The organism is Nocardiopsis halotolerans DSM 44410, assembly GCF_000341065.1.
In the GTDB taxonomy this organism is placed as follows: domain Bacteria; phylum Actinomycetota; class Actinomycetes; order Streptosporangiales; family Streptosporangiaceae; genus Nocardiopsis; species Nocardiopsis halotolerans.
Window position 1 is genome coordinate 37,994 of the sequence record NZ_ANAX01000223.1, and the last position, 22,872, is coordinate 60,865.

The window sequence follows — 22,872 nt, forward strand, 5'->3', positions numbered from 1 at the left end:
ATGGACGCCGTGCACGGCGGTGGCCTGGGCGGCACCTACGGCGGCAACCCGGCCGCGTGCGCCGCGGCGCTGGCCGCCCTGTCGGCGATCGAGTCCGACGGCCTGGTGGAGCGCGCCCGCGCGATCGGCGAGCTGATGGTGGGCCGCCTGCGCGACCTGGCCGCCAAGCACGAGGTCATCGGTGACGTGCGCGGACGCGGCGCGATGATCGCGATCGAGCTGGTCCGGGACGCCGACCGCACGCCCGCCCCCGAGGCGCTGGCCAAGGTGCTGTCCTACTGCCACTCCCGCGGCCTGGTCCTGCTGAGCGCGGGCACCTACGGCAACGTGATCCGCATGCTGCCGCCGCTGGTGATCAGCGACGAGCTGCTGCACGAGGGCCTGGACATCCTGGAGGAGGCCTTCGCCCAGCTGTGAGGGTTTCGCACGGGCGGGGAGCCTCACCCCGCCCGTGCCCTAACGGGTGCCCCAGGCGTAGGTCTGCTTGCGCAGCTTGAGGTAGAGGAAGGTCTCGGTGGAGGCCACCGTGTCGACGGCGCGGATGGTCGCCAGGATGTCCAGCAGCCTGGGATCGTCCTCGGCGACCACCTCGACCAGCAGGTCGAAGGAACCCGCCGTGATCACCACGTAGTCCACGCCCTCGATCTCGGCGATGGCGTCGGCGGCGGTGTTGAGGTCACCGGTGGTGCGCACACCGATCATGGCCTGGCGGTTGAAACCGAGCATCAGGGGGTCGGTGACACCCACCACCTGGACCACCCCGGCCTCCAGGAGCCGCTGGACTCGCTGGCGTACCGCCGCCTCGGACAGGCCGACGGCCTTGCCGATGGCGGCGTAGGACCTACGGCCGTCCTCCTGGAGCACCTCGATGATGTGCTTGGCGGTGTCGTCGAGGACGACGCCGTTCGCGCGGCGCGTGTGGTGGGGATCCGACTGCTCGGTCACGAGACCCTCGGCTTTCAGTGAGTGGAACCCGTTTTCCTCTGGTGCGCTGACCAGCGGATTTGCTTGTTTCGCGCGCACCGAACAACGGATTCCAAGGTACTGCACCCACGTCGACACGCACGCACCGGTCGGGGGTTCGCGCTCCCGCGGCGGCCGGGCCGACGGGTGCCGGTTCAGCGGTCGTCGCGCACCGAGTCCAGTGACAGCAGCGCCACGTGCAGGGACAGGCAGGTCTCCACCGAGTCCAGGTCCGCGTCCAGGACGTGGGAGATCCGCCGCAACCGGTCGTAGAACGCCGGGCGGGACAGGTGCGCTCGTCCGGCCGCCAGCGCCTTGTTGCGGCCCGCGCCCAGATAGTGGCGGAGCATGTCGGTCAGGTCGCCGCCGTGCCGCGCGTCGTGGTCCAACAGCGGCCCCAGCTCGCGTTCGACGTAGGTCTGCAACCGCTCGTCGTCACGGAACAGGTGGAGCAGGCCGCGCAGGTGGAGGTCGGGCAGCCGGTAGAAGGGGCGCTGATCGCTCTGCCGAACGGCGACGTCGCCGACCTGCCGCGCCTCCAGGAAGGAACGGCGCACCTCCCGAACACCGTCCGCGGAGGAACCCACCGCCAGGACCGCGGCGTTGCCCACCGTGCCCCGGATCCGCTCGGCGAGCATGTGCAGGACCGGGTCCAGGCGCTGACGGCCGGGCAGCGCGAGCAGGATGCCCACGCGCAGGTCGTCGAGCGAACCCACCAGGGCGGGGAGGCGCAGTTCCCGGCAGGCGCGCGCGGCGCCCTCGGCGGTGTCGGACAGGCGCGCCTGGGCGGCCAGCCCGGTTCCGCTCTCGCGCAGGCGCAGCACCAGCCCCACCAGCACGCGGCCGTTGAGCGGCACGCCCACGGCGCGGGCACGGACCAGGGCCTCCTCCGGGTCGGAGTAGGCCCGGTCGATGATGCCCGCGATGATCGTGCGGTGCGTCTGCCGCTCCAGGCTCTCCTGGTGGCGTTCGAGCAGCCTGCCCAGCGCCAGGGTGGTCGCGGCGCGCTCGATGAGCATGCTCTGGCGCGGGGTCGGGTTGGCGCCCACGACCAGGATCAGCCGCCCCCAGTCCTGACCGCGCGCCCCGACCATGGTGACCAGCCAGCCCGTGGCGGGCGTGTGGACGGTGCGCGAGCCCGATCGCGCCGCTCGCGACCGGCTCTCCCAGGAGGTGAGCAGGGTGCCGGGGTCCTCGCCGTTGAGGTCGCAGGCCAGCACCTGGTGGGTGAGGTTCTCCAGGACCACGGGGCAGCCGGAGAGCTGGGCCACCTCGTGCAGGATGCGCCCGGTGTCGGCGCCCTCCACCGACAACTGGGTGAACACCGAGTGCAGCTTCTCCGACTCGCGCAGCTCCTCCAACTGCTCGTTGACCACACGGATGTGGACGGCCTCGGTGATCTCCACGAAGCGGGCCTCGCGGTCGAGCAGGACGACCGGCACGCCCGCGTCGCGCGCGGCGCGGAGGAAGGCGGGCGGGAGTTCGGCGTGGTACTTGCGGCCGAGTTCGACCGCGATGCCGCTGACCCCCGCGGCGGCGAGGTCGTCGATGTAGCGGCGCAGCGCGTCGGGGTCGTCGGGCATGGCGATGCCGGTACTGAGCACCAGTTCGCCGCCGCGGAGCAGGTGGGCGAGGTCGGTGACCTCGGCGATGTGGACCCAGCGCACGGCCACGTCCAGGCGGTCGGAGCCCACCACGACCCGGGGACGGGCGCGTTGGAGGGCGGGCAGGCGGAGGACCTCGGCGAGGGTGGGAAGCACGCTCCCCATCCTAGGAGGCGCGTGAAGGACACAGTGTCAGCTACAGGGCGCTCCCCTTTACGGTCCGTACCCCGCCACACGGCCGTGACCTGAGCAGAGGACACGCGCCCCGCGTTCTTACACGTCGTAACTTCGGCCACCATGTTGTCAACATGCTGGTTCTGGTCAAGCCCCCGGAGCCGGGCGAGACTGGGGGCATGTCGGAACTTCTCTCGCGCCACCGCGCGGTCATGCCCTCCTGGCTGCCCCTGTACTACGAGTCCCCGCTGGAGATCACCAGCGGCAAGGGCGCCCGTGTCACGGACGCCGACGGCAACACCTACCTGGACTTCTTCACCGGCATCGTGACCAACATGCTCGGCTACGACGTGGCCGAGGTGCGCGAGGCCGTGGAGCGTCAGATCGCCAGGGGTGTCGTGCACACCTCCACCCTGTACCTCATCCGCAACCAGGTCGAGTTGGCGGAGAAGATCGCCCGCCTGTCGGGGATCCCGGACGCGAAGGTGTTCTTCACCAACTCCGGAACCGAGGCCAACGAGACCGCCCTGCTGCTGGCCACGTACGCGCGCGGCAGCGACGAGGTCCTGGCGATGCGCGGCAGCTACCACGGGCGCTCGTTCGGCACGGTGGCCGTGACCGGGAACAGGGCGTGGAAGAACTCCTCCCTGTCACCGCTGAACGTGCACTACCTGCACGGCACCGACCACGCCGCCCCGGCCTTCCGGGGGATGTCCGACCAGGAGTACGTCGAGGCGTGCGTCGCCGACCTGCGCGACGTGCTGGACACCACCGCCCCCAACGTCGCGTGCCTGATCGCCGAGCCCGTCCAGGGCGTGGGCGGGTTCGCGATGCCGCCGGACGGGCTGTACGCCGCCTACAAGGAGGTTCTGGACGAGCACGGCATCCTGTTCGTGTCCGACGAGGTGCAGACCGGGTGGGGCCGTACGGGCACGAGCTTCTTCGGTATCGGCAACCACGGGGTGATCCCGGACGCCATGACCTTCGCCAAGGGGCTGGGCAACGGCTTCGCCGTGGGCGGCGTCGTGGCCCGCGGCGACCTCATGGACCGCCTGGGCGCGCTGGGCGTGGCCACGTTCGGCGGCAACCCGGTGTCGATGGCCGCGGCCGGGGCGACCCTGGACTACGTGCTGGAGCACGACCTCCAGGGCAACGCGCGGCGGCAGGGCGCGCTGGTCCTGGAGGGCCTCAAGGCGCTGACCTCACTGCCGAGCGTGAAGGACGTGCGCGGCAGGGGTCTGATGTTCGCCGTGGAGATGGTGGACCCCGCCACCGGCGCGCCGTCCCCCTCCCTGGCCGGGAAGGTGCTGGAGGCCACGCGCGAGCGCGGGCTGCTGGTGGGCAAGGGCGGTGTGCACGGCAACGTGCTGAGGATGGCGCCGCCGTTGACGCTGTCGCGGGAGGAGGCCGCGGAGGGCCGTGACGCGCTGCTGGACGCGGTACGCGTGGTGGACTCCGAGGCCTGAGGGCACCCCCGCCGCCGATGTCCGAGGACGCCCCGCCCCCGCGGGCATCCGACGTTCGACCGGTCGGTGCCCGCGGCCCGGCAGGCGGACGGGGGCGGCACCGTGTCGGCGGATTCCGAGACCTCCCCGTACCAAGCAAACCCCGTCGGGGCCCGACACACCAGCCCCGACCGGGGCCTGTGGACAAGGAAGAGAACGGTATGAGCAAGCACGTCACCCACTGGATCGGCGGGGCCTCCCACGAGGGACCGGCCCAGCGCCGGGGGGACATCCACAACCCGGCGTCCGGCCAGGTCACCGGCACGGTCGACTTCGCGGGAACGCAGGAGGTCGACGCGGCGGTGAGAGCCGCGCGGGAGGCCTTCCCGGGATGGCGCGACACCTCGCTGTCCAGGCGGACGCAGATCCTGTTCCGCTTCCGCGAACTGCTCAACGGCAACAAGGAGCGGCTCGCGGAGCTGATCAGCGCCGAGCACGGCAAGGTGTTCTCCGACGCCCTGGGCGAGGTGTCCCGCGGCCTGGAGGTCGTCGACTTCGCCTGCGGCGCCCCCCACCTGCTCAAGGGCGGCTACTCCGAGAACGTGTCCACGGGCGTGGACGCCTACTCGATCCTCCAGCCGCTCGGCGTGGTCACCGGTGTCACGCCGTTCAACTTCCCCGCGATGGTGCCGATGTGGATGTTCCCCGTGGCCATCGCCTGCGGCAACACGTTCGTGCTCAAGCCCAGTGAGAAGGACCCCTCCGCGTCGGTGCTGATGGGCGAACTGTGGGCCGAGGCGGGACTGCCCGACGGCGTGTTCAACGTGGTGCACGGCGACAGGGTGGCGGTGGACGCCCTCCTGGAGCACCCGGACGTGGCGGCGGTCAGCTTCGTGGGTTCCACCCCGATCGCGCGCCACGTCTACCGGACCGCCGCCGAGCACGGCAAGCGCGTGCAGGCCCTGGGCGGGGCCAAGAACCACATGGTGGTGCTGCCCGACGCCGATCTGGACCTGGCCGCGGACGCGGCCGTCTCGGCCGGGTTCGGATCGGCGGGTGAACGGTGCATGGCCATCTCGGCGGTGGCCGTGGTGGAGTCGGTGGCCGACGAGCTGGTGGAGCGGATCCGCGAGCGGGTGGCGCGCCTGCGCGTGGGGCCCGGTGACGACGACCGCAGCGAGATGGGCCCGCTGGTCACCCGTGAGCACCGTGACAAGGTGGCCTCCTACCTGGAGTCGGGCGTGCGCGAGGGCGCGACCCTGGCCATCGACGGTCGCGTGCACCCGGTCTCGGGCGGGAGCCCGGACGGGTTCTGGCTGGGCCCGTCGCTGCTGGACCACGTCGGCCCGGAGATGTCCTGCTACAGGGACGAGATCTTCGGTCCCGTGCTGAGCGTGGTGCGCGTGGGCGACTACGACGAGGCGGTGAAGCTGGTCAACGGCAACCCCTACGGCAACGGCACGGCGATCTTCACCAACGACGGAGGCGCCGGCCGGCGGTTCCAGAACGAGGTCGAGGTCGGCATGGTGGGCATCAACATCCCCATCCCGGTGCCGATGGCCTACTACTCCTTCGGTGGCTGGAAGCAGTCCCTGTTCGGCGACTCCCACGCGCACGGCACGGAAGGCGTCCACTTCTACACCCGCACGAAGGCGGTCACGGCCCGGTGGACCGACCCGGGCCAGCGGCCCGAGGGAGGCGTCAACCTGGGCTTCCCCACCAACGCCTGACGCTGGGTCCACGAAAATACCGGACGGATCTGCCTCACTGTCGGTCGACGGCGGACGACACGGAGTATCGTTGTCACCAGGCACCCCTCACGGGGCGTGGTCGGCGACGCCGACCGACGTAGGAGCCATCCGGGAAGGGCGCGCTCATTTCCCCTCCTCCCCGATGGAAGCGGGCGCGTCAACGGAAGCGCTCCGGGTCCGCCTCTCCCCCTGGACCCGGAGCGCGACCGTCTCCCGCTCCTACCGAGCCGCGAACAGCCTCTCGTCGGCGGAAACCCGGGGTTCCGCGCCGATGAGACCCGCGCACTCCTCACAACCGAACACATGACTCCCGTCGGGCAGCTCACCGAGCACCCGGCGGGGCCGGGGCCACTTGGTGTGGCAGACGACGCAGGCATCCCCCATGCACTGCGCCCAGCTCAGCGAGCCCGGATCGTAGAGGTAGGTGTCGATCGCAGGCAGTGTGTCTGGTTCGCACATCATGCTCGTTCCGCGCAATGTCCTTGCTCCCCCCGTGGTTTTAGGACAGTCTGGCGGGCCGATAGTTACCGGCTCTTTATTCAATCAGAAGCTGTGGGCGCCTGAAAGGGTCCGGACCGATCTAGATCACATCATGCAGGTGAAGCATAACCCTAAGTGACGAACCCTGGGAAGACCCTGCCCACTGGGAGCACCTTCATCCCTTTCGCCTGGCTAGCTACTGAGCAGTAGTGATCTGGGACCTCAGTCCCCTGACCGTGCAGACACTGAGAAACGGCGCAGCGACAGGGCCGGATTGATGTCCCGCACCTCCTGAACCCGGGTAGCCGAAACCCGGGCCGACGCGACCGTGAAGGTCTGCTCCCCCAACGCCGCGAGCGGCGTTCCCATGGGGTCCACCACCATGCTGTTGCCCGCGCCGCCCGGGGCCGCCTGCCCGGAAGCCGCGACGTAGACGGTGTTCTCGATGGCGCGCGCCCTCAGCAGCGTCCGCCAGTGCTCCTCCTTCAGCGGCCCCGGAACCCACTGCGCGGCCAGCAGGACCACATGCGCCCCGGCGTCGGCGACGCGCCGCGTCACCTCGGGGAAACGCAGGTCGTAGCAGGTCTGCAAGCCGAACACCACGCCGTCCACGGTGAAGGTCTCCGGCTCCTCGATCGGACCGGGCAGCAGCACGTCCGACTCCCGGGCCCCGAACGCGTCGTACAGGTGGATCTTGCGGTAGTGCGCGACGCGCTCGCCCGCCGGCGACAGTGCCACCAGCGTGTTGGTGAAGTGGGTGGTGTCGTCTCCGGCCTCGTTGACCCCCAGCACCACGTGCACACCCTCCCTCCGGGCCGTGTCGGCCGCCGCGGAGACGAAGGGGCCGTCCAGGGGTTCGGCCGCCGCCGCGCCCCGCTGGTCGACACGCGGGGCCGTGAACATCGTGTACTCGGGGAACAGGACCACCCCGGCCCCCTCCGCCGCCGCCTGGGCGGTCAACCGCGCCACCGAGCGCTGGTTCTCCGCCTTGTCCTGACCGGGGGCGAACTGGACGACCGCGACCTGCACCATCGAACCTCTCCTCGTCGGGGTGGGGCGCTCCAGGGGCACCGTGCACCGAGTGTACGACCAGCCCCGGGGCCGGTTCCGTCCATGCGGGGCCGCATCCGCACGGGCGGGGCCGCGTCCGTCCCGATGTGACCGTAGCGGCCTCCCCGTCAGCGGGGTGTTCGCACGGTACGCGCCTCCCCTTGCCAAGTCTCTGAACGCGCGTTTAATGTATTGAACATGAGTTCAGCCAAACGGTCGGACGAATCCGCCGGGGAGTCGGACCTCACGGCACGCGCACGCATCCGCGACGCGGCCGTCACGTGCTTCGGTCAGCACGGGTTCGACGTGAGCGTTCGGGCGATCGCCGAGCAGGCCGGGGTCTCCCCCGGCCTGGTGATCCACCACTTCGGTTCCAAGGCCGGGCTCAGGCAGGCCTGTGACGACCACGTCGTCGGGATCATCAACGAGATCAAGACCGAGTCGATCACCAGCCACGACGGCCAGACCTTCCTCCACCAGTTCGCGACGATGGAGGAGTACACCCCGCTGATCGCCTACGCCTTCCGGTCGGTCCAGGCCGGGGGGCCGCTCGCGGTCTCGCTCTACGAGCGCATGGTCGCCGACGTCGAGCGCTACCTCGCCGCGGGCGAGGCCGAGGGCACGATCCGCCCGAGCCGGGATCCGGCCAAACGGGCCCGCTGGATGGCGGCCAACTCCATGGGGTCGATGCTCCTCCAGGTCACCCTCTACCAGACCGGGCCCGACATCGACTTCTCACAGCTCATGCGGACGTGGTCCGAGGAGTACATGCTCCCGGCCCTGGAGCTGTACACCGAGGGGCTTCTCACCGAGCGCACGATGCTCGACGCCTACCTCCTGTACGTCAGCGATCCCCCCGAGGAGTCCCGCTGACCGCCTCCACGGCCCGACCACGACCCCCACCCCGCACGGAGGGAAACCCGACCATGCCATCACCCGCCATCGAAGTCCGCGGCGTCGACAAGTACTTCGGCCGCTTCCAGGCCCTGGACGGGCTGGACCTGACCGTCCCCACGGGCCAGGTCGCGGGCTTCCTCGGACCGAACGGATCCGGCAAGTCCACCACCATCCGCGTCCTGCTCGGCCTGCTGCGGGCCGACGCCGGATCGGTCAGCCTGCTCGGCGGCGACCCCTGGAGGGACGCCGTCCGCCTGCACCGCCGCCTGGCCTACGTGCCCGGCGACGTCACCCTGTGGCCGGGCCTCACCGGCGGGCAGGCGATCGACCTGCTCGGGCGGCTGCGCGGCGGGCTCGACCCCGGGCGCAGGAAGGAGCTCCTCGCCCGCTTCGAGCTGGACCCGACCAAGAAGGCCCGCACCTACTCCAAGGGCAACCGGCAGAAGGTCGCCCTGATCGCCGCTCTGGCCTCCGACGCCGAACTGCTCATCCTGGACGAACCCACCTCCGGCCTGGACCCGCTCATGGAGGCCGTGTTCACCGAGTGCGTCATGGAGGCCAAGGCGCAGGGACGTACCGTGCTGCTCTCCAGCCACATCCTGTCCGAGGTCGAGAAGCTGTGTGACACCGTCACCATCATCCGCAAGGGGCGCTCGGTCGAGTCCGGGAGCCTGGACGACCTGCGCCACCTGACCCGTTCCACCGTGCGCGCCACCGTCTCGGGGGACGCCCGGGCCCTGGAGGGCGTCGACGGGGTGCACAACCTGCGGGTCGACGGTGACACCGTCACCCTCGACGTCGACAACACCCACATGGACACCGTCATGCGCACGGTCACCGGCCTGGGCCTGCGCTCCCTGGTGAGCAACCCGCCCTCGCTGGAGGAGCTGTTCATGCGCCACTACGGCGACGAACTGGCCACGCTGAACGGCGGGGGCAGGGGAGACGGGAGCACGGCGGCATGAACGCGTTCACCGGAACCGGCACCCTCGTCCGGTTCGTCCTGCGCCGCGACCGCGTCCGGCTGACGGTCTGGGTCCTGGCCCTGGTCGGCACCGTCGTCGCGACCATCCCGGCGCTCGGCGAGATGTTCACCACCCAGGCCCAGCGCCAGGCACGGGCGGCACTGATGGACACCCCGACCGGGGTCGTCTTCGGCGGCCCCGGGTACGGGCTGGACGACTACCAACTCGGCCCGATGGTCGTCAACGAGCTGACCATGAGCATGCTCATCGCCCTGGCGGTCATGAGCGTCCTGCACGTGGTCCGGCACACCCGCGCCGAGGAGGAGAGCGGCCGCGCCGAACTGCTGCGCGCCAACGTCCTCGGGGCGAGCGCACAGATGACCGCCGCACTGGTCACCGTCTCCCTCGTCAACCTCCTCGTCGGCGGGCTGACCGCCGTGGCCATGATCGGCAACGGCCTGGAGACCGCGGACTCGGTGGCCTACGGCCTGGGGCTCGCCCTGGCCGGGATCTCCTTCGGCGCCATCGCCGCCGTGTGCGCGCAGGTCGTGGAACACGGGCGCAGCGCCGCGGGACTGGCCTTCCTGGTCCTCGGCGTGCTGTTCCTGTGCCGGGTGGTCGGCGACATGGCCGAGGAGGGCGGCAACGCGCTGTCCTGGCTGTCGCCGTTCGCCTGGGCCCAGCAGACGCGTGTGTTCGCCGACCCGCGCTGGTGGCCGCTGGCGCTGTACGCGGTCCTCATCGTGGTGCTCTTCGCACTGACCTACGCCCTGGCCGGACGGCGCGACCTCGGCGCGGGACTGGTCGCCGCCCGCCCCGGTCCGGCCGGTGCGAGCGGGCTGCTCAACGGCGTGTTCGCGCTGCACCTGCACCAGCAGCGCGGGGCCGTCGTCGCCTGGACGGTCGCCACCTTCCTCTTCGCCGTCGCGTTCGGCTCACTGGTCACCGAGGTGGACGCGATGCTGGAGGAGAACCCCGACCTGCTGGCCGTCCTCGGCGGCGGAGGCGGGGCCGACGACGTCACCGGGGGCTTCCTGGGGGTCATGAGCGGCTACGTGCTGATGGCCGCCTCGGCCTACGCCGCCCTCTCGGTGCTTCGGGCACGGACCGAGGAGACCTCCGGACGCGCCGAGCTCACCCTGTCCACGGCCGTCGGCAGGGTGCGGTGGTTCGGAAGCGCCCTGCTGGTCAGCGTGCTGTCCTCGGCGCTGATCGTCGTGGCGGGCGGCGTCGGGATGGGCCTGAGCGCGTCCGCGGCCCTGGAGGACTCCTCCTGGATGTGGACGATGACCGGGGCCGCCCTCGCCCAGCTGCCGGTGGCCCTGCTGTTCGCCGCGCTGGCCGCACTGCTGACGGGGGCGGCTCCGCGCCTGGTCCCGCTGGTGTGGGCGTGGCTGGGCTACAGCATCCTGGCGTCGGTCCTCGGCCCCCTGGTCGGCCTCGACGACTGGTTGCTCCACCTGAGCGCGTTCGAGCTGCTGCCCAGGCTGCCGGGCGAGGACTTCGACGCCGTCGCGGTGGCCGTCGCGCTGGGCGTCGTGCTCGTGGCCAACGCGGTCGCCCTGGCGGGCTTCCGCCGCCGTGACCTGAGCACCGTCTGAGGCGATCGGGCCCGTTCGGGCGCGCCGTCGGGGCCGCGGGTGCCGACGGCGCGCCCGCGAGCTGGCCGCGCCGTGGTCCGGTGTCAGGGCAGGAAGGACAGCCCCCAGGCGGGAGCGAACACCACGACGAGGAAACGCGCGGTGCGGGTGACCAGGGTGATCACGCTGAACAGCACGACGTTGATCCGGACCACCCCGGCCAGCACCGACACCACCATGAACGGCGGAAGGCTCGTGAAGGAGCTCACCGCGACCAGGCCCGCGCCCCAGGCCGGACGTTCCTCGGCCCTGCGCCGCCAGCCCTCGGCGCGCGCCGCCCACCTGCCCGGTGTGGCGGCCCTGCGGCGGATCCACGGCGCGGAGAGCGTTCCGCGCCCGGCGTAGTAGTAGGGCAGTTTGCCCAGGGTCTGCCCCGCCCCGGCCGCCACCGCCATACCGACGAGGGCGCCGTCGTCCAGCACGACGACGGCGCCCAGCAGGTAGACCTCGATGTTGACGACCGGAACGACCCCGGAGACGAGGGCGACCACGAAGGCCAGTGCGGTCTCTCTCACGCCGTGTCGCCGGGGGCCGTCGCGTGGCCGGTCAGTTCTCGGCCGCCGCGAGCTGCCCGCAGGCCCCGTCGATCTCCTGGCCGCGGGTGTCGCGGATCGTGACCGACACCCCGTGGGACTCCAGCCTCCGCACGAACTCGCGCTCGTCCTCGGGGCGCGAGGCCGTCCACTTGGAACCCGGGGTGGGGTTGAGCGGGATGAGGTTGACGTGCACCAGGTGGCCCTTGAGGAGCTTGCCGAGCAGGTCGGCGCGCCAGGCCTGGTCGTTGATGTCCTTGATCAGCGCGTACTCGATGGAGACCCGGCGACCGGTGGTCCCCGCGTAGCGCCAGGCCGCGTCCAGGACCTCCCCGACCTTCCAGCGCGTGTTGATGGGCACCAGCTCGTCGCGCAGCTCGTCGTCGGGGGCGTGCAGGGAGATCGCCAGGCGGACCTGCATCCTCTCGTCGATGAGCTTGTTGATCGCGGGCACCAGGCCGACCGTGGACACGGTGACGCCGCGCTGGGAGATGCCCAGGCCGTGCGGGACGGGGTCGGTGATGCGGCGCACCGTCTGGAGCACGCGCTTGTAGTTGGCCATGGGCTCGCCCATGCCCATGAACACGATGTTGCTGATCCGGCCCGGTCCTCCCGCGACCTCGCCGCGTTCCAGGTCACGGGCGCTGGAGACCACCTGCTCGACGATCTCGCCGGTGGAGAGGTTGCGGGTCAGGCCCGCCTGGCCGGTGGCGCAGAACGGGCAGTTCATGCCGCACCCGGCCTGGGAGGAGATGCACAGGGTGACGCGGTCCGGGTAGCGCATGAGCACCGACTCGAACAGCACCCCGTCGAACGCCTTCCACAGGGTCTTGCGGGTCATCCCGTTGTCGCAGGTGATGTGGCGCACCGGGGTGAGCAGGGTGGGCAGCAGCGCCTCGCCGAGCCTCTCCCGGGAGGAGGCGGGCAGGTCGGTCATCGCCGCGGTGTCCGACTCCAGGGCGCCGAAGTAGTGCTGGGCGAGCTGCTTGGCACGGAAGGGCTTCTCGCCCAGTTCCCTGACGACCTCGGCCCGCTCCTCGGGGCTGAGGTCGGCGAGGTGCCGGGGAGGCTTGGCGCGTTTGGGCGCGACGAAGGTGAGCTCGGCGGGCATAGACAATCCGTAGGAAGTGGAAGTCGGTGGTCGTGCGCCCGGCGCGGGACGGTGGCGGCTCGTGTCGTTATACGACCTATACGCCGCCGCGGTGCAGCTCCGCCTGTCAGGGCACTACCGTCGATTCTACGCACTCCGCGGACGAACCTGACGGGTCGTCCGGCTACGACAGCAGGGGACAACAGGAGATTCAGCGGCGGGAGGGCCGGTGACAGGAATCGACGTCCTGCTCGACGAGATCAGCCCGTACCAGAGCCGTCGTGTCGTCGTCGAGTGCGACTCCCACACCACGGCCGCCTACCTTCTGGACGCGCGCGGGCGCATCCGCGTACCGGTGTGGCTGGCCAACCACGAGAGCGCGCCCCGCACGAGCGGGTCCGGCGGACCGTACGAGGGCCGGGCGCCGCTCATGCCCGAGGCCCACACCAAGCACCCGCAGGGACGGCCCCGCTTCGACCCCGACCGTCTGCGCGCCGTGTGGTTCGAGGAGGGCGACGGGGTCGCGCTCGTCGACGAGGAGGGGCTCCTGGCCGTCATCCCCGGCTGGGCCGAGGCCGACAGCGGGCTTCCCGGCTACGCGCGCGAGGCGATCGGGCGCAGCGCCTACGCCTGGGAACTGGACCCGGTGCGCGGACAGCTGTGGCCGCGCGTCGTCCACGCCGAGGCCTACTGGGACTGGCGGCGCGCCTCGGGAGCCTGGCGCAGCGTGCAGCGCACCGTGCTCAGCCACCTGAACCGGCACGTGGGCGAACCCGGCCACTACTGGGACGTGTCCGACGGCCACCCGCCGCTGCTGCGCGTCTCGGAACGGNCCGTTCACGGTGCTGTCCACGGTGGGGATGTGCGGTCAGCGGATGCCCACCCTGGACCGCTACATGGCCAACACCTCCCAGTACGCACGGGTGGAGCTGGCCCTGGCCACGACCCTGCCCGCGCACCACGCCGCCCGCGTCTTCCGGTGGATCGGCGCCTTCCCCTGGCGGGCGGTGACCTGGTTCGGCACCGGGCACACCGTCAAGTGGCTGGACAACCCCGAGGACCGGGCCATGCGCGGCGGCGCGGGCGCCGTCCTGCTGCTGGAGGACCCCTCTCCCCTGGTCACCCGCCCTGAGCACCGCCCCCCGGACACCTCCGGCCTGTCCTTCCAGGGCGATCCCGTGCGGTGGCTGTGGATCGTGCCGATCACCCGTCCCGAGCACCTGTTCGCCAAGGAGCACGACAGCGCCACCCTGGTGGAGAAGCTGGCCGCCGAGGGGCGCAGCTGGGTGCTGGGGTGACGGCCTCCCCGGGGTGAGCCCCTCACGTCACACGGCCGACGTTCCCAGCCGGACCGTCGGCCCCCGCCCGGGGCCCGTGTCCGTGGGTTCGGGGGCTCTGCCCGGCGCAGAAACCCGTTGACACCCCCGGGTCCCCGCCTGGGATCGTGCACCGTGGACGGGGAACGGAGGCACGGGGCCATGGTGCGCACGGGCGGTGGCACGGAGGCGGGGTTCACCGCACCACTGAGGCATCCGGCCTTCCGCGGACTGGCCCTGGGCCGGGCGCTGATGGCCCTCGGCAACGGCATGGCGTCGGTGGCACTGGCCTTCGCCGTGCTGGACGTGACCGGTTCCCTGACGGGCGTGGGGCTGGTGGTGGGCGCGCGTTCGGTCGCGAACGTGGCGTTGCTGCTGCTCGGCGGTGTGGTCGCGGACCGGCTGCCACGCGCGCTGGTGCTCCAGGGCGGATGTGCCCTGGCCGCGCTCTCCCAGGGAACCCTGGGGGCGACACTGCTGACGGGTACCGCGTCACTGCCGTTGATGACCCTCCTGAGCCTGGTCAACGGCGCGGCGGCGGCGGTGAACCTGCCCGCCGCCGCGGCGCTGACCCCGCAGACCGTGCCGCGGGGGTTGCTGCGTCAGGCCAACGCCGTGGTGGGCGTGGGCGTCCAGGGCGGCACGTTCCTGGGGATGTCGGCGGGCGGCCTGGTCGTGGGCCTGCTGAACGCGGGTTGGGCGATCACGGCGGACGCGGCGCTGTTCGCCTGCGCCGGTGCGGCCCTCCTGAGCGTGCGGGTGGCGCGGACGGCGAGGCCGGTGGACACGGGGAACACGAACGTACTGCGCGACCTGCGGGAGGGATGGGGCGAGTTCGTGTCGCGCCCGTGGGTCTGGATCATCGTGCTCCAGTTCATGGTCGTCAACGCGGGTTGGTCGGCGGCCACCACCGTGCTGGGGCCGGGCATCGCCGACGCGACCTTCGGCCGGACCGCGTGGGGCCTGCTCATGGCGGCCAACAGCGTCGGGCTGCTGGTCGGCGGTGTGCTGGCGGCGCGCTGGCAGCCTCGGCGGGCACTGGTCTACGGCACGGCCCTGGTGGCCGCGCAGACCCTTCCGTTCCTGGCGTTGACGGGACCGTCGCCGCTGCCGGTGCTGTTCGCCGCGATGTTCGTCTCGGGCGTGGCCGTGGAGCAGTTCACCGTCGCCTGGGAGGTCTCGGTCCAGGAGAACGTGCCGCAGGAGAAGCTGTCGCGGGTGTACTCCTACGACGCGCTGGGGTCGTTCGTGGCGATGCCGGTGGGGCAGGTCGCGATCGGTCCGGTCGCGGGTTCCCTCGGCTCCGGCCCGGCGTTGGTGCTGGTGGCGTCACTGACCCTGCTGGCCACCCTGGCCGCGGTCTCCTCGCGCAGCGTGCGTACCCTGGCCCGCGCCTAGCTGGCGATGCCCCGGCGGTCGCGGGCCTGGGCCAGCACGCGGTGGAAGCGCGCCATGTCCTCGTCGCTGAAGCGCTCCACGAAGCGGAGCAGGGTGGCGCCGGGGTCCGGACCGGTGTTGAGGACCTCGTCCATCATCCTGGCCGTGTACTCGGCGTGCGACTCGCGCGGCCAGTAGATCCAGGCGCGGCCGGTCTTCTCCCGGTCCAGCAGCCCCTTGCGGAAGAGGATGCTGGCGACCGTCATGACCGTCGTGTACGCGACGTCGCGGTCGTAGACCATGGCCTCGCGGACCTGACGCACGGACAGCGGTTCCTCGGACCGCCACAGCGCGTCCATGATGGCCGTCTCCAGTTCCCCCAGCATGGCCTCTCCCGTCTGTGATCACGAGGATCCTAGACACGAGGGGGGCTCCCGCGTGGGAGAACTCCGAAGAGCACACAGATCCGTACATCTTCGGCATCGAAGACCGGCGTTTCACCAGTGAACGCGCTTTCCGGACGAGAGAAAGAGCGTCGGCGGCCGGGCCCGGGCCCCTAGCGCCCGCTGGGAGTACCCGGCCGTCCTGCCCGGCCGCTCGCATCCCTCCGACGGAGGTTCGACCCGGCGGGTTCCCTCGTACGCACCGTGTTACACGCCACATTCCGCATGGCCGGAGGCGGCCAGTCTCTTCACATCGCGGAACCGCCAGAAAACCCGCAAAACAGGCACTGACACAACACTGGGCTTTGTTACTCACACGTAGAGGCAACGATGATGTGAAAGATTGTTACCTATCTCCTAGTTTCCACAACGCTCGGGTTCCCCTCCCGGAGGTCGGTACAAGTAGCCTGGTACCCGACGAGTGCTGGCCAGGCCAGATGCTCTCCCGTGTGCGCGGGACTGTTCCCACGTTCTTTGAGCCCGCCTTGCCAGCAGCCACCCGTCTTCCTACACATTCACAAGCGAGCTGCGGAAGTGGGCGATCTCCGCCGTGTCGTCTGAGGCGTCTCAACCCCTGACAGATTTCGGTCCCAACGAGTGGTTGGTCGAGGAGCTTTATCAGAAGTACTTGAACGACCCGAACTCCGTTGACAAGGCCTGGTGGAACTTCTTCGCGGACTACAAGCCCGCGGAGACTGCTGGTGCGAAGGGCGGGAACGGCGCGAAGGCACAGGGCGAGAAGGCCCCCGCGGCCTCCGCCCCCAAGAAGAAGCCGACCGCCCCCGCGGCCCCGGCCGGCAAGAAGGACGAGGAGGGCGGGGACGAGGCCCTCCAGGTCAAGCAGGAGCGCCTGCGCGGCGCGCCCGCGCGGACCGCGACCAACATGGAGTCGAGCCTGGGTCTGCCCACGGCGACGAGCGTGCGCGCGGTACCGGTCAAGCTGCTCTTCGACAACCGGATCGTCATCAACAACCATCTGCGACGCGCCCGTGGTGGGAAGGTCTCCTTCACCCACATCATCGGCTACGCGATGGTCAAGGCCCTCAAGGCCATGCCGGAGATGAACCACTCCTACGTGGAGGTCGACGGCAAGCCCGGTGTCGCCAAGCCCGAGCACGTGAACTTCGGTCTGGCGATCGACCTCCAGAAGCCCGACGGCTCCCGGCAGCTCGTCGTGCCCTCCATCAAGAAGTCCGACGAGATGGACTTCGCGGAGTTCTGGGGCGGCTACGAGGACCTGGTCCGCAAGGCCCGCAACAACAAGCTGGGCGTGCCGGACTTCCAGGGCACCACCATCAGCCTCACCAACCCCGGCGGCATCGGCACCGTGCACTCGGTCCCGCGCCTCATGCCGGGACAGGGCACCATCCTGGGCGTGGGCGCGATGGAGTACCCGGCCGAGTTCCAGGGCGCCTCCTCCGACACCCTGGCCGAGCTGGGCGTCAGCAAGGTCATGACGCTGACCTCCACCTACGACCACCGCATCATCCAGGGCGCGCAGTCCGGCGAGTTCCTGCGCCGGATCCACCAGCTGCTGCTGGGCGAGGACGGCTTCTACGACGAGATCTTCAACGCCCTGCGCATCCCCTACGAGCCGGTGCGCTGGGTGCAGGACATCCACGTCAACAAGGCCACCCAGCTCGACAAGACCACCCGGGTCCAGGAGCTGATCCACGCCTACCGCGTGCGCGGCCACCTGATGGCCGACACCAACCCGCTCGACCACGAGCAGCGCAAGCACCCCGACCTGGACGTGCTCGAACACGGTCTCACCCTGTGGGACCTCGACCGCGAGTTCCCGACCGGGGGCTTCGGCGGCAAGCAGGTCATGAAGCTGCGCGACGTTCTGGGCGTGCTCCGCGACACCTACTGCCGCACGGTGGGTATCGAGTACATGCACATCCAGAGCCCGGAGGAGCGGGAGTGGATCCAGGCGCACGTCGAGCGCGAGCACGAGAAGCTCGACCGTGACGAGCAGCTGCACATCCTGCACCGCCTCAACAGCGCCGAGGCCTTCGAGACCTTCCTCCAGACCAAGTACGTGGGTCAGAAGCGCTTCTCCCTGGAGGGCGGCGAGTCGCTGATCCCGCTGCTGGACGGCGTGATCTCCAGGGCCGCCAAGGCCGAGCTGGACGAGGCCGTCATCGGCATGGCCCACCGCGGCCGCCTGAACGTGCTGGCCAACATCTGCGGCAAGTCCTACGGGCAGATCTTCGGTGAGTTCGAGGGCAACCTCGACCCGCGCAGCGCGCACGGCTCGGGTGACGTCAAGTACCACCTGGGCACCGAGGGCACCTTCGAGACCCACGACGGCGAGAAGATCCGCATCTCGCTGGCCGCCAACCCGTCCCACCTGGAGACGGTCGACCCGGTGGCCGAGGGCATCGTCCGCGCCAAGCAGGACGTGCTCAACAAGGGCCCGCAGGGCTTCACGGTGCTGCCGATCCTCATCCACGGCGACGCCGCGTTCGCCGGTCAGGGCGTGGTCGCCGAGACGCTGAACCTGTCGCAGCTGCGCGGTTACCGGACCGGCGGCACGGTGCACGTCATCGTGAACAACCAGGTGGGATTCACCACCTCGCCGTCCGACAGCCGTTCCAGCGTCTACGCCACCGACGTGGCGCGGATGGTGCAGGCGCCGATCTTCCACGTCAACGGGGACGACCCCGAGGCCGTGGTCCGGGTCGCGCACCTGGCCTTCGCCTACCGTCAGGCGTTCAACAAGGACGTCGTGATCGACCTGGTCTGCTACCGGCGCCGCGGACACAACGAGGGCGACAACCCCGCGTTCACCCAGCCGCTGATGTACGACGTCATCGACGCCAAGCGCTCCACCCGCAAGCTGTTCACCGAGGCCCTCATCGGCCGCGGCGACATCACGGTGGAGGAGGCGGAGTCGGCGCTGCGCGACTACCACTCCGAACTGGAGCGGGCCTTCACCGAGACCCGCGAGGTCGAGAAGAAGCCGGTGGAACCCGGCGCCGTGGTCAAGCCCGAGGTGTTCACCGAGGGCCGCCTGGACCACTCCACGGTCGAGACCGCGATCAGCACCGAGACGGTCAAGAAGGTCATCGACACCCAGGTGTCGCTGCCCGAGGGCTTCACGCCGCACCCGCGGCTGGCGCCCCAGCTGTCCCGCCGCGCGACGATGGTCGAGTCCGACGCGATCGACTGGGCCACCGGTGAGCTCCTGGCCTTCGGGTCGCTGCTGCTGGACGACCATCCGGTCCGCCTGATCGGCCAGGACAGCCGCCGCGGCACCTTCGGCCAGCGCCACGCCACGCTGATGGACCGCGAGACCGGCGAGACCCACACGCCGCTCAAGCAGTTCGACCACGGGCTCACCCGGTTCCACGTGCACGACTCACTGCTGAGCGAGTACGCGGCGCTGGGCTTCGAGTACGGCTACTCGCTGACCCGTCCCGACGCCCTGGTGATGTGGGAGGCGCAGTTCGGCGACTTCGTCAACGGCGCCCAGACCATCATCGACGAGTACATCAGCGCGGGCGAGCAGAAGTGGGGCCAGCGCTCCAGCGTGACCCTGCTGCTGCCGCACGGGTACGAGGGCCAGGGGCCGGACCACTCCTCCGCCCGCATCGAGCGGTTCCTGCAGCAGTGCGCGCAGGAGAACATGACGGTGGCCCACCCGAGCACCCCGGCGAGCTACTTCCACCTGCTGCGCTGGCAGGCCAAGTCGCCGCTCCAGCGCCCGCTGGTGGTGTTCACGCCCAAGTCGCTGCTGCGCCTGAAGGCCGCCGCCTCGGCCGTCTCGGACTTCACCTCGGGCTCCTTCCAGCCGCTGATCACGGACGACTCGATCGCGCCGGACAAGGTGCGCCGCGTGGTGCTGTGCTCGGGCAAGATCTACTACGACCTGGACGCGGCGCGCCGCAAGAGCGGTGACAAGCACACCGCGATCATCCGGGCGGAGCGGCTCTACCCGCTGCCGATCGAGGAGATCCGCGAGCAGCTCAAGGCCTACCCGAACGCGGGCGAGGTCCTGTGGGTGCAGGAGGAACCGGCGAACATGGGTCCGTGGCCCTTCGTCGCGCTGGTCTTCTCCGAGCAGCTGGACCGCCCGTTCACCCGGGTCTCGCGCCCGGCCTCCTCCGCGCCCGCGGCCGGTTCGGCCAAGCGCCACGAGGCCGAGCAGCGCGCCCTGGTGGACACGGTCTTCCCGCCCGCGGACTAGCGGCCGGAGAAGCGGTATGTACTACACCGATCGCGGAATCGAGGAGTTGGAGAACCGCCGCGGCGACGAGGAGGTCAGCTTCGCCTGGCTCGCCGAGCAGCTGCGGGCGTTCACCGACATGAACCCCGAGTTCGAGACCCCCGTCGACCGGCTCGCCACGTGGCTGGCGCGGCTGGACGACGAGGAGGACGAGTAGGGACTCCCGAAGGGGCCCGGGTCATCGCGACCCGGGCCCCTTCGCGTGCGCGCCACCGGGTCAGGCCCCGGTGGCGCGGAACCACTCCCGGCTGGAGCGCAGGACCAGCAGCAGGAGGCACAGGAGTGCGGGGAAGAGCAGCCCCACCGCGACGTTGAGCGACCAGGCGAGGGCGTGGACCGCCAGACCGACCACGGACAGGGGGCCCTCCATGATCGTGGCGACCCCCAGGACCCCTCCGAGCGCCACCGCGCCCGCCTCGACGCCCACGGCGACGAGGGCCCACCTGCGGCCGGTACGCCCTCCCCTGCCGAGGCGGACCGCTCCGAGCAGGCAGAAGAGGGCCCTGAAGCCGTGCAGCACGGGCATGACCCAGAGTTCGGGCACGGTGAAGTCCCGGACGGCGAGCCACTCGTCGAAGTTCGGCGGGGTGAACACGTACAGGCTCAGCAACAGGAACGCGTAGAGACCGACGGCCAGTGCGGAGACGGTGCCCCAGAGGCTGAACAGGACGCGCAGGAAGCGCAGGGCACGCGGCATGCGCGGGGGTCCGGCCGCCTCCGGCTGGAGGGTGCAGGGCGCCGGGGCCTGGTGCGTGACCGGTCTCTCCGGGTCGTAGGTGTGGGGGTTCGGGGGATGCTGCATTCTCGGTCTTTCCAGGTCGTGCGGTCGGCCCGGTCGGGGGCCAGCCCCCATTCAAGCGCAGACCTGCGACGACACCGCCCCCGGGGCGTCTCGGGGTTCTCCCGGAACCGCCCCCGAACCGGCCCGCAAATCCACGACATATCTTGAGTTCGCCGGAGACGCGACATATCGTGAAACCACGGAGCGAGCGAAAGGGGCCGAGAGACGATGGCACGTTGGACCATCGACAGGCCGATGACCCAGACGCTGGACGGCATCGTGGCGTTGCGTGTCCGGATCATCGGAGGCCATGTCAACATCCTTCCCACCGACGACCCGGTCACCTTCGAGGTCACCGACATCGTTGGTGAACCCCTGCTGGTCACGCAGGAGGCGGGCATCCTCACCATCCACTACGAGGACCTCACCAGCCAGGGACTCCTGGAGCGGCTGAGGCCCGTGCAGCTCAGCGGCTACAAGAACGTGCAGGACCGCAGAGCCACCGTGAACCTGCGGCTGCCCAAGGACTGCCCGGTCGAGGTCACCACGGTGAGCGCGCCCATCGTGGCCGCCGGGCTCAGCGCACGCAGCCAACTGAAGACCGCCAGCGGGGAGATCACCCTGGACGACATCTCGGGTGAGACCCAGATCAGCACCGTCTCGGGGAGCACCGCGGTACGCGATCCCCACGGCAACCTGAAGTTCAACAGCGTCAGCGGACAGCTGGCGGTGGCGGGCGGACTGCTCTCCGCGCTGAGCGCCAAGACCGTCTCCGGGCAGGTACTGGCCGACACCGGCATCGCCCCGGCGGGGCGGGTCCGGCTCAACTCGGTCTCGGGCGAGATCGCCCTGCGGGTGCCCTCCGAGACCTCCGCGACCGTGGAACTGCGCACCGCGACGTCGACCGTGGACTCCGACTTCGGCCTGGACCGCCGCAGCGCACCGGCCAGGACGGTCCTGAGCGGGAGGATCGGCGGCGGCGTCGATCCCGCGTCCATCACCATCAACTCCGCGTCCGGTCGGGCCGCGCTGCTGCGGCGCGCGCCCGAGGCACCGGCCGCGATCCCCGAGGGGGCCTGAATGAGCACCATCTTCGGACACGGCAGACTCCGGCTCTACCTGCTCAAGCTGCTGGACGAGAGTCCCCGGCACGGCTACGAGATCATCAGCCTGCTCCGCGACCGTTTCCTCGGGGTGTACTCGCCCTCACCGGGCACGATCTACCCCCGGCTGGCACGGCTGGAGGAGGAGGGGCTGGTCACCCACACCGAGGAGGGCGGCCGCAAGGTCTACCGCCTCACCGACAGGGGCCGTGAGGAGCTGCGCGAGCGCGAGAGCGACCTGAACGACCTGGAGCGGGAGATCACCGACTCGGTGCGCGACATCGCCCGTGCGGTCAAGCAGGACGTGCGCGCGACGATCAGCTCGCTGCGCGACGAGCTGAAGTTCTCCTCCGGCGGGACGCGCCGCCCCGGGCCCGAGGCCCCGCGCGAGTCCGCCGACGCCACGGCCTCGGAGGAGAGCCGGGGCGGCGAGGGCTCCGGGAAGTCCGGGCAGCGGTCGGCGGAGGACGGTGAGCGGCGCGGGCAGGGCTGCGAGGAGGGCTCGCGCTGGGCCCGCGAGTGGGAGCGCTTCTCCCAGGGCTTCGGCGCCTTCGGCGCCGCCTGGGGCCGGAGCGGTTCCGAGCGTTCGGCGCAGAGCCCGGAGTTCGAGCGCGCGCTGCGCGACTTCGGCGACCGGGTGCGCGACGTGGTCCACGAGGCGGGCAACGTCGGCGAGGCCGCCGCCACCGACCTGCGGCGCATCCTGGACGACACGGTCGAGGTGATCCGCCGGGACATGCGGCACTGGGGTCCGACCGGGGACCGTGAGGAGGGGGACCGGGAGGAGCGGGACTCCGCCGGGGAATCCGCCGAGGGGCCCGCAGCCCCCGGCGGGGAGGACTCCGCCGGGAAGGAGGAGCCGTCCACCGAGACCGCGGGGGCGCGGACGGACTCACCCGCCGGAGACGCGGACGGGACCGCCGGGGAGAGCGAGGCGCGGCCGTCCTCCGACCCCTGGAGCGAGGCGGTCAGGGACACCGACGAGGACAGGTAGGCGGCGCTCACGGTGAGGGAGCCGATCCCGACCCC

19 protein-coding genes and 1 pseudogene (1 of these 20 running past the window's edge) are annotated in these 22,872 nt (G+C 70.8%); 12 read left to right on the forward strand and 8 right to left on the reverse strand.

The window, feature by feature from the left end; translation table 11 throughout:
• Positions 1 to 417, forward strand: partial view of a 4-aminobutyrate--2-oxoglutarate transaminase gene (gene gabT / locus D455_RS0117105; protein WP_017571932.1) — the final stretch only. It extends 909 nt beyond the left edge of the window; only the last 417 of its 1,326 coding nucleotides appear in the window; its start codon lies off the left edge, out of view; it ends in the stop codon at positions 415 to 417.
• A 39-nt stretch (positions 418 to 456) separates the two neighbouring features.
• On the opposite strand, the gene D455_RS0117110 is transcribed toward gabT, so the two are convergent.
• The gene (locus D455_RS0117110; RefSeq protein ID WP_017571933.1) at positions 457 to 945 is read right to left on the reverse strand and encodes an Lrp/AsnC family transcriptional regulator; all 489 of its coding nucleotides are present in this window, start codon (positions 943 to 945) and stop codon (positions 457 to 459) included.
• Between the two features lie 173 nt (positions 946 to 1,118).
• The gene (locus D455_RS0117115; RefSeq protein ID WP_017571934.1) at positions 1,119 to 2,723 is read right to left on the reverse strand and encodes a PucR family transcriptional regulator; all 1,605 of its coding nucleotides are present in this window, start codon (positions 2,721 to 2,723) and stop codon (positions 1,119 to 1,121) included.
• A gap of 197 nt (positions 2,724 to 2,920) precedes the next feature.
• Here D455_RS0117115 and D455_RS0117120 point away from each other — a divergent pair, with 197 nt between their 5' ends.
• Complete coding sequence (locus tag D455_RS0117120) at positions 2,921 to 4,207, forward strand: aspartate aminotransferase family protein (protein ID WP_017571935.1); 1,287 nt, start codon at positions 2,921 to 2,923, stop codon at positions 4,205 to 4,207.
• A gap of 200 nt (positions 4,208 to 4,407) precedes the next feature.
• The gene (locus tag D455_RS0117125) at positions 4,408 to 5,916 is read left to right on the forward strand and encodes a CoA-acylating methylmalonate-semialdehyde dehydrogenase (protein WP_017571936.1); all 1,509 of its coding nucleotides are present in this window, start codon (positions 4,408 to 4,410) and stop codon (positions 5,914 to 5,916) included.
• 240 nt (positions 5,917 to 6,156) lie between these two features.
• On the opposite strand, the gene D455_RS0117130 is transcribed toward D455_RS0117125, so the two are convergent.
• Positions 6,157 to 6,399, reverse strand: a complete 243-nt coding sequence (locus D455_RS0117130; RefSeq protein ID WP_017571937.1) for a hypothetical protein — start codon at positions 6,397 to 6,399, stop codon at positions 6,157 to 6,159.
• A gap of 240 nt (positions 6,400 to 6,639) precedes the next feature.
• Entirely contained in the window at positions 6,640 to 7,449 is an 810-nt protein-coding gene (locus tag D455_RS0117135) for a carbon-nitrogen hydrolase family protein (protein WP_017571938.1), read from the reverse strand.
• Between the two features lie 216 nt (positions 7,450 to 7,665).
• On the opposite strand from D455_RS0117135, the gene D455_RS0117140 reads away from it, so the two are divergent.
• Genes D455_RS0117140 through D455_RS0117150 form a run of 3 tightly spaced genes read left to right on the forward strand, consistent with a single transcriptional unit; the run spans position 7,666 to position 10,930 of the window.
• Positions 7,666 to 8,340, forward strand: a complete 675-nt coding sequence (locus D455_RS0117140; protein ID WP_017571939.1) for a TetR/AcrR family transcriptional regulator — start codon at positions 7,666 to 7,668, stop codon at positions 8,338 to 8,340.
• Between the two features lie 53 nt (positions 8,341 to 8,393).
• Complete coding sequence (locus D455_RS0117145; RefSeq protein WP_017571940.1) at positions 8,394 to 9,329, forward strand: ABC transporter ATP-binding protein; 936 nt, start codon at positions 8,394 to 8,396, stop codon at positions 9,327 to 9,329.
• A complete protein-coding gene (locus D455_RS0117150; protein ID WP_017571941.1) occupies positions 9,326 to 10,930 on the forward strand; it encodes an ABC transporter permease in 1,605 nt (534 codons plus the stop codon). Before D455_RS0117145 ends, D455_RS0117150 begins: the two co-directional genes overlap by 4 nt.
• A gap of 83 nt (positions 10,931 to 11,013) precedes the next feature.
• Here D455_RS0117150 and D455_RS0117155 read toward each other — a convergent pair whose 3' ends face one another.
• Positions 11,014 to 11,484 (reverse strand): YqaA family protein, encoded by a 471-nt coding sequence (locus D455_RS0117155; RefSeq protein ID WP_017571942.1) that lies wholly within the window; start codon positions 11,482 to 11,484, stop codon positions 11,014 to 11,016.
• A gap of 31 nt (positions 11,485 to 11,515) precedes the next feature.
• Positions 11,516 to 12,613 carry a 23S rRNA (adenine(2503)-C(2))-methyltransferase RlmN gene (gene rlmN, locus D455_RS0117160; protein ID WP_017571943.1) on the reverse strand — a complete coding sequence of 366 codons (1,098 nt, stop codon included), beginning with the start codon at positions 12,611 to 12,613 and terminating at the stop codon, positions 11,516 to 11,518.
• A gap of 208 nt (positions 12,614 to 12,821) precedes the next feature.
• Here rlmN and D455_RS30805 point away from each other — a divergent pair.
• Positions 12,822 to 13,890: pseudogene (locus D455_RS30805) on the forward strand (suppressor of fused domain protein).
• Positions 13,891 to 14,070: 180 nt separating this feature from the next.
• The gene (locus tag D455_RS0117170) at positions 14,071 to 15,306 is read left to right on the forward strand and encodes an MFS transporter (RefSeq protein ID WP_017571946.1); all 1,236 of its coding nucleotides are present in this window, start codon (positions 14,071 to 14,073) and stop codon (positions 15,304 to 15,306) included.
• Here the strand turns inward: D455_RS0117170 and D455_RS0117175 are convergent.
• Positions 15,303 to 15,671, reverse strand: coding sequence for a BlaI/MecI/CopY family transcriptional regulator (locus D455_RS0117175; RefSeq protein ID WP_017571947.1), 369 nt, complete (start codon positions 15,669 to 15,671; stop codon positions 15,303 to 15,305). The genes D455_RS0117170 and D455_RS0117175 overlap by 4 nt on opposite strands.
• A gap of 607 nt (positions 15,672 to 16,278) precedes the next feature.
• On the opposite strand from D455_RS0117175, the gene D455_RS0117180 reads away from it, so the two are divergent.
• Both D455_RS0117180 and D455_RS30810 read left to right on the forward strand, forming a co-directional pair.
• Positions 16,279 to 19,920 carry a multifunctional oxoglutarate decarboxylase/oxoglutarate dehydrogenase thiamine pyrophosphate-binding subunit/dihydrolipoyllysine-residue succinyltransferase subunit gene (locus D455_RS0117180; protein ID WP_040684940.1) on the forward strand — a complete coding sequence of 1,214 codons (3,642 nt, stop codon included), beginning with the start codon at positions 16,279 to 16,281 and terminating at the stop codon, positions 19,918 to 19,920.
• A 16-nt stretch (positions 19,921 to 19,936) separates the two neighbouring features.
• Positions 19,937 to 20,116, forward strand: a complete 180-nt coding sequence (locus D455_RS30810; RefSeq protein ID WP_040684941.1) for a DUF6104 family protein — start codon at positions 19,937 to 19,939, stop codon at positions 20,114 to 20,116.
• A gap of 60 nt (positions 20,117 to 20,176) precedes the next feature.
• On the opposite strand, the gene D455_RS0117190 is transcribed toward D455_RS30810, so the two are convergent.
• Positions 20,177 to 20,761: a hypothetical protein gene (locus D455_RS0117190; RefSeq protein WP_017571950.1), complete on the reverse strand. Its 585-nt coding sequence runs from the start codon at positions 20,759 to 20,761 to the stop codon at positions 20,177 to 20,179.
• A 207-nt stretch (positions 20,762 to 20,968) separates the two neighbouring features.
• On the opposite strand from D455_RS0117190, the gene D455_RS0117195 reads away from it, so the two are divergent.
• Both D455_RS0117195 and D455_RS0117200 read left to right on the forward strand, forming a co-directional pair.
• Entirely contained in the window at positions 20,969 to 21,820 is an 852-nt protein-coding gene (locus D455_RS0117195; RefSeq protein WP_026122712.1) for a DUF4097 family beta strand repeat-containing protein, read from the forward strand.
• Positions 21,821 to 22,837 (forward strand): PadR family transcriptional regulator, encoded by a 1,017-nt coding sequence (locus D455_RS0117200; RefSeq protein ID WP_017571952.1) that lies wholly within the window; start codon positions 21,821 to 21,823, stop codon positions 22,835 to 22,837.
• Positions 22,838 to 22,872: the final 35 nt, after the last annotated feature.

Excerpts from the sequence above, each read along its gene's own strand:
- D455_RS0117190 (WP_017571950.1), bottom strand. The coding sequence starts at position 20,761 with ATGCAGCATCCCCCGAACCCCCACACCTACGACCCGGAGAGACCGGTC.
- D455_RS0117130 (WP_017571937.1), bottom strand. The coding sequence starts at position 6,399 with ATGATGTGCGAACCAGACACACTGCCTGCGATCGACACCTACCTCTAC.
- D455_RS0117195 (WP_026122712.1), top strand. The coding sequence starts at position 20,969 with ATGGCACGTTGGACCATCGACAGGCCGATGACCCAGACGCTGGACGGC.
- D455_RS0117140 (WP_017571939.1), top strand. The coding sequence starts at position 7,666 with ATGAGTTCAGCCAAACGGTCGGACGAATCCGCCGGGGAGTCGGACCTC.
- D455_RS0117135 (WP_017571938.1), bottom strand. The coding sequence starts at position 7,449 with ATGGTGCAGGTCGCGGTCGTCCAGTTCGCCCCCGGTCAGGACAAGGCG.
- D455_RS0117200 (WP_017571952.1), top strand. The coding sequence starts at position 21,821 with ATGAGCACCATCTTCGGACACGGCAGACTCCGGCTCTACCTGCTCAAG.
- rlmN (WP_017571943.1), bottom strand. The coding sequence starts at position 12,613 with ATGCCCGCCGAGCTCACCTTCGTCGCGCCCAAACGCGCCAAGCCTCCC.
- D455_RS0117120 (WP_017571935.1), top strand. The coding sequence starts at position 2,921 with ATGTCGGAACTTCTCTCGCGCCACCGCGCGGTCATGCCCTCCTGGCTG.
- D455_RS0117125 (WP_017571936.1), top strand. The coding sequence starts at position 4,408 with ATGAGCAAGCACGTCACCCACTGGATCGGCGGGGCCTCCCACGAGGGA.
- D455_RS0117145 (WP_017571940.1), top strand. The coding sequence starts at position 8,394 with ATGCCATCACCCGCCATCGAAGTCCGCGGCGTCGACAAGTACTTCGGC.
- D455_RS0117150 (WP_017571941.1), top strand. The coding sequence starts at position 9,326 with ATGAACGCGTTCACCGGAACCGGCACCCTCGTCCGGTTCGTCCTGCGC.
- D455_RS0117170 (WP_017571946.1), top strand. The coding sequence starts at position 14,071 with ATGGTGCGCACGGGCGGTGGCACGGAGGCGGGGTTCACCGCACCACTG.
- D455_RS30810 (WP_040684941.1), top strand. The coding sequence starts at position 19,937 with ATGTACTACACCGATCGCGGAATCGAGGAGTTGGAGAACCGCCGCGGC.
- D455_RS0117175 (WP_017571947.1), bottom strand. The coding sequence starts at position 15,671 with ATGCTGGGGGAACTGGAGACGGCCATCATGGACGCGCTGTGGCGGTCC.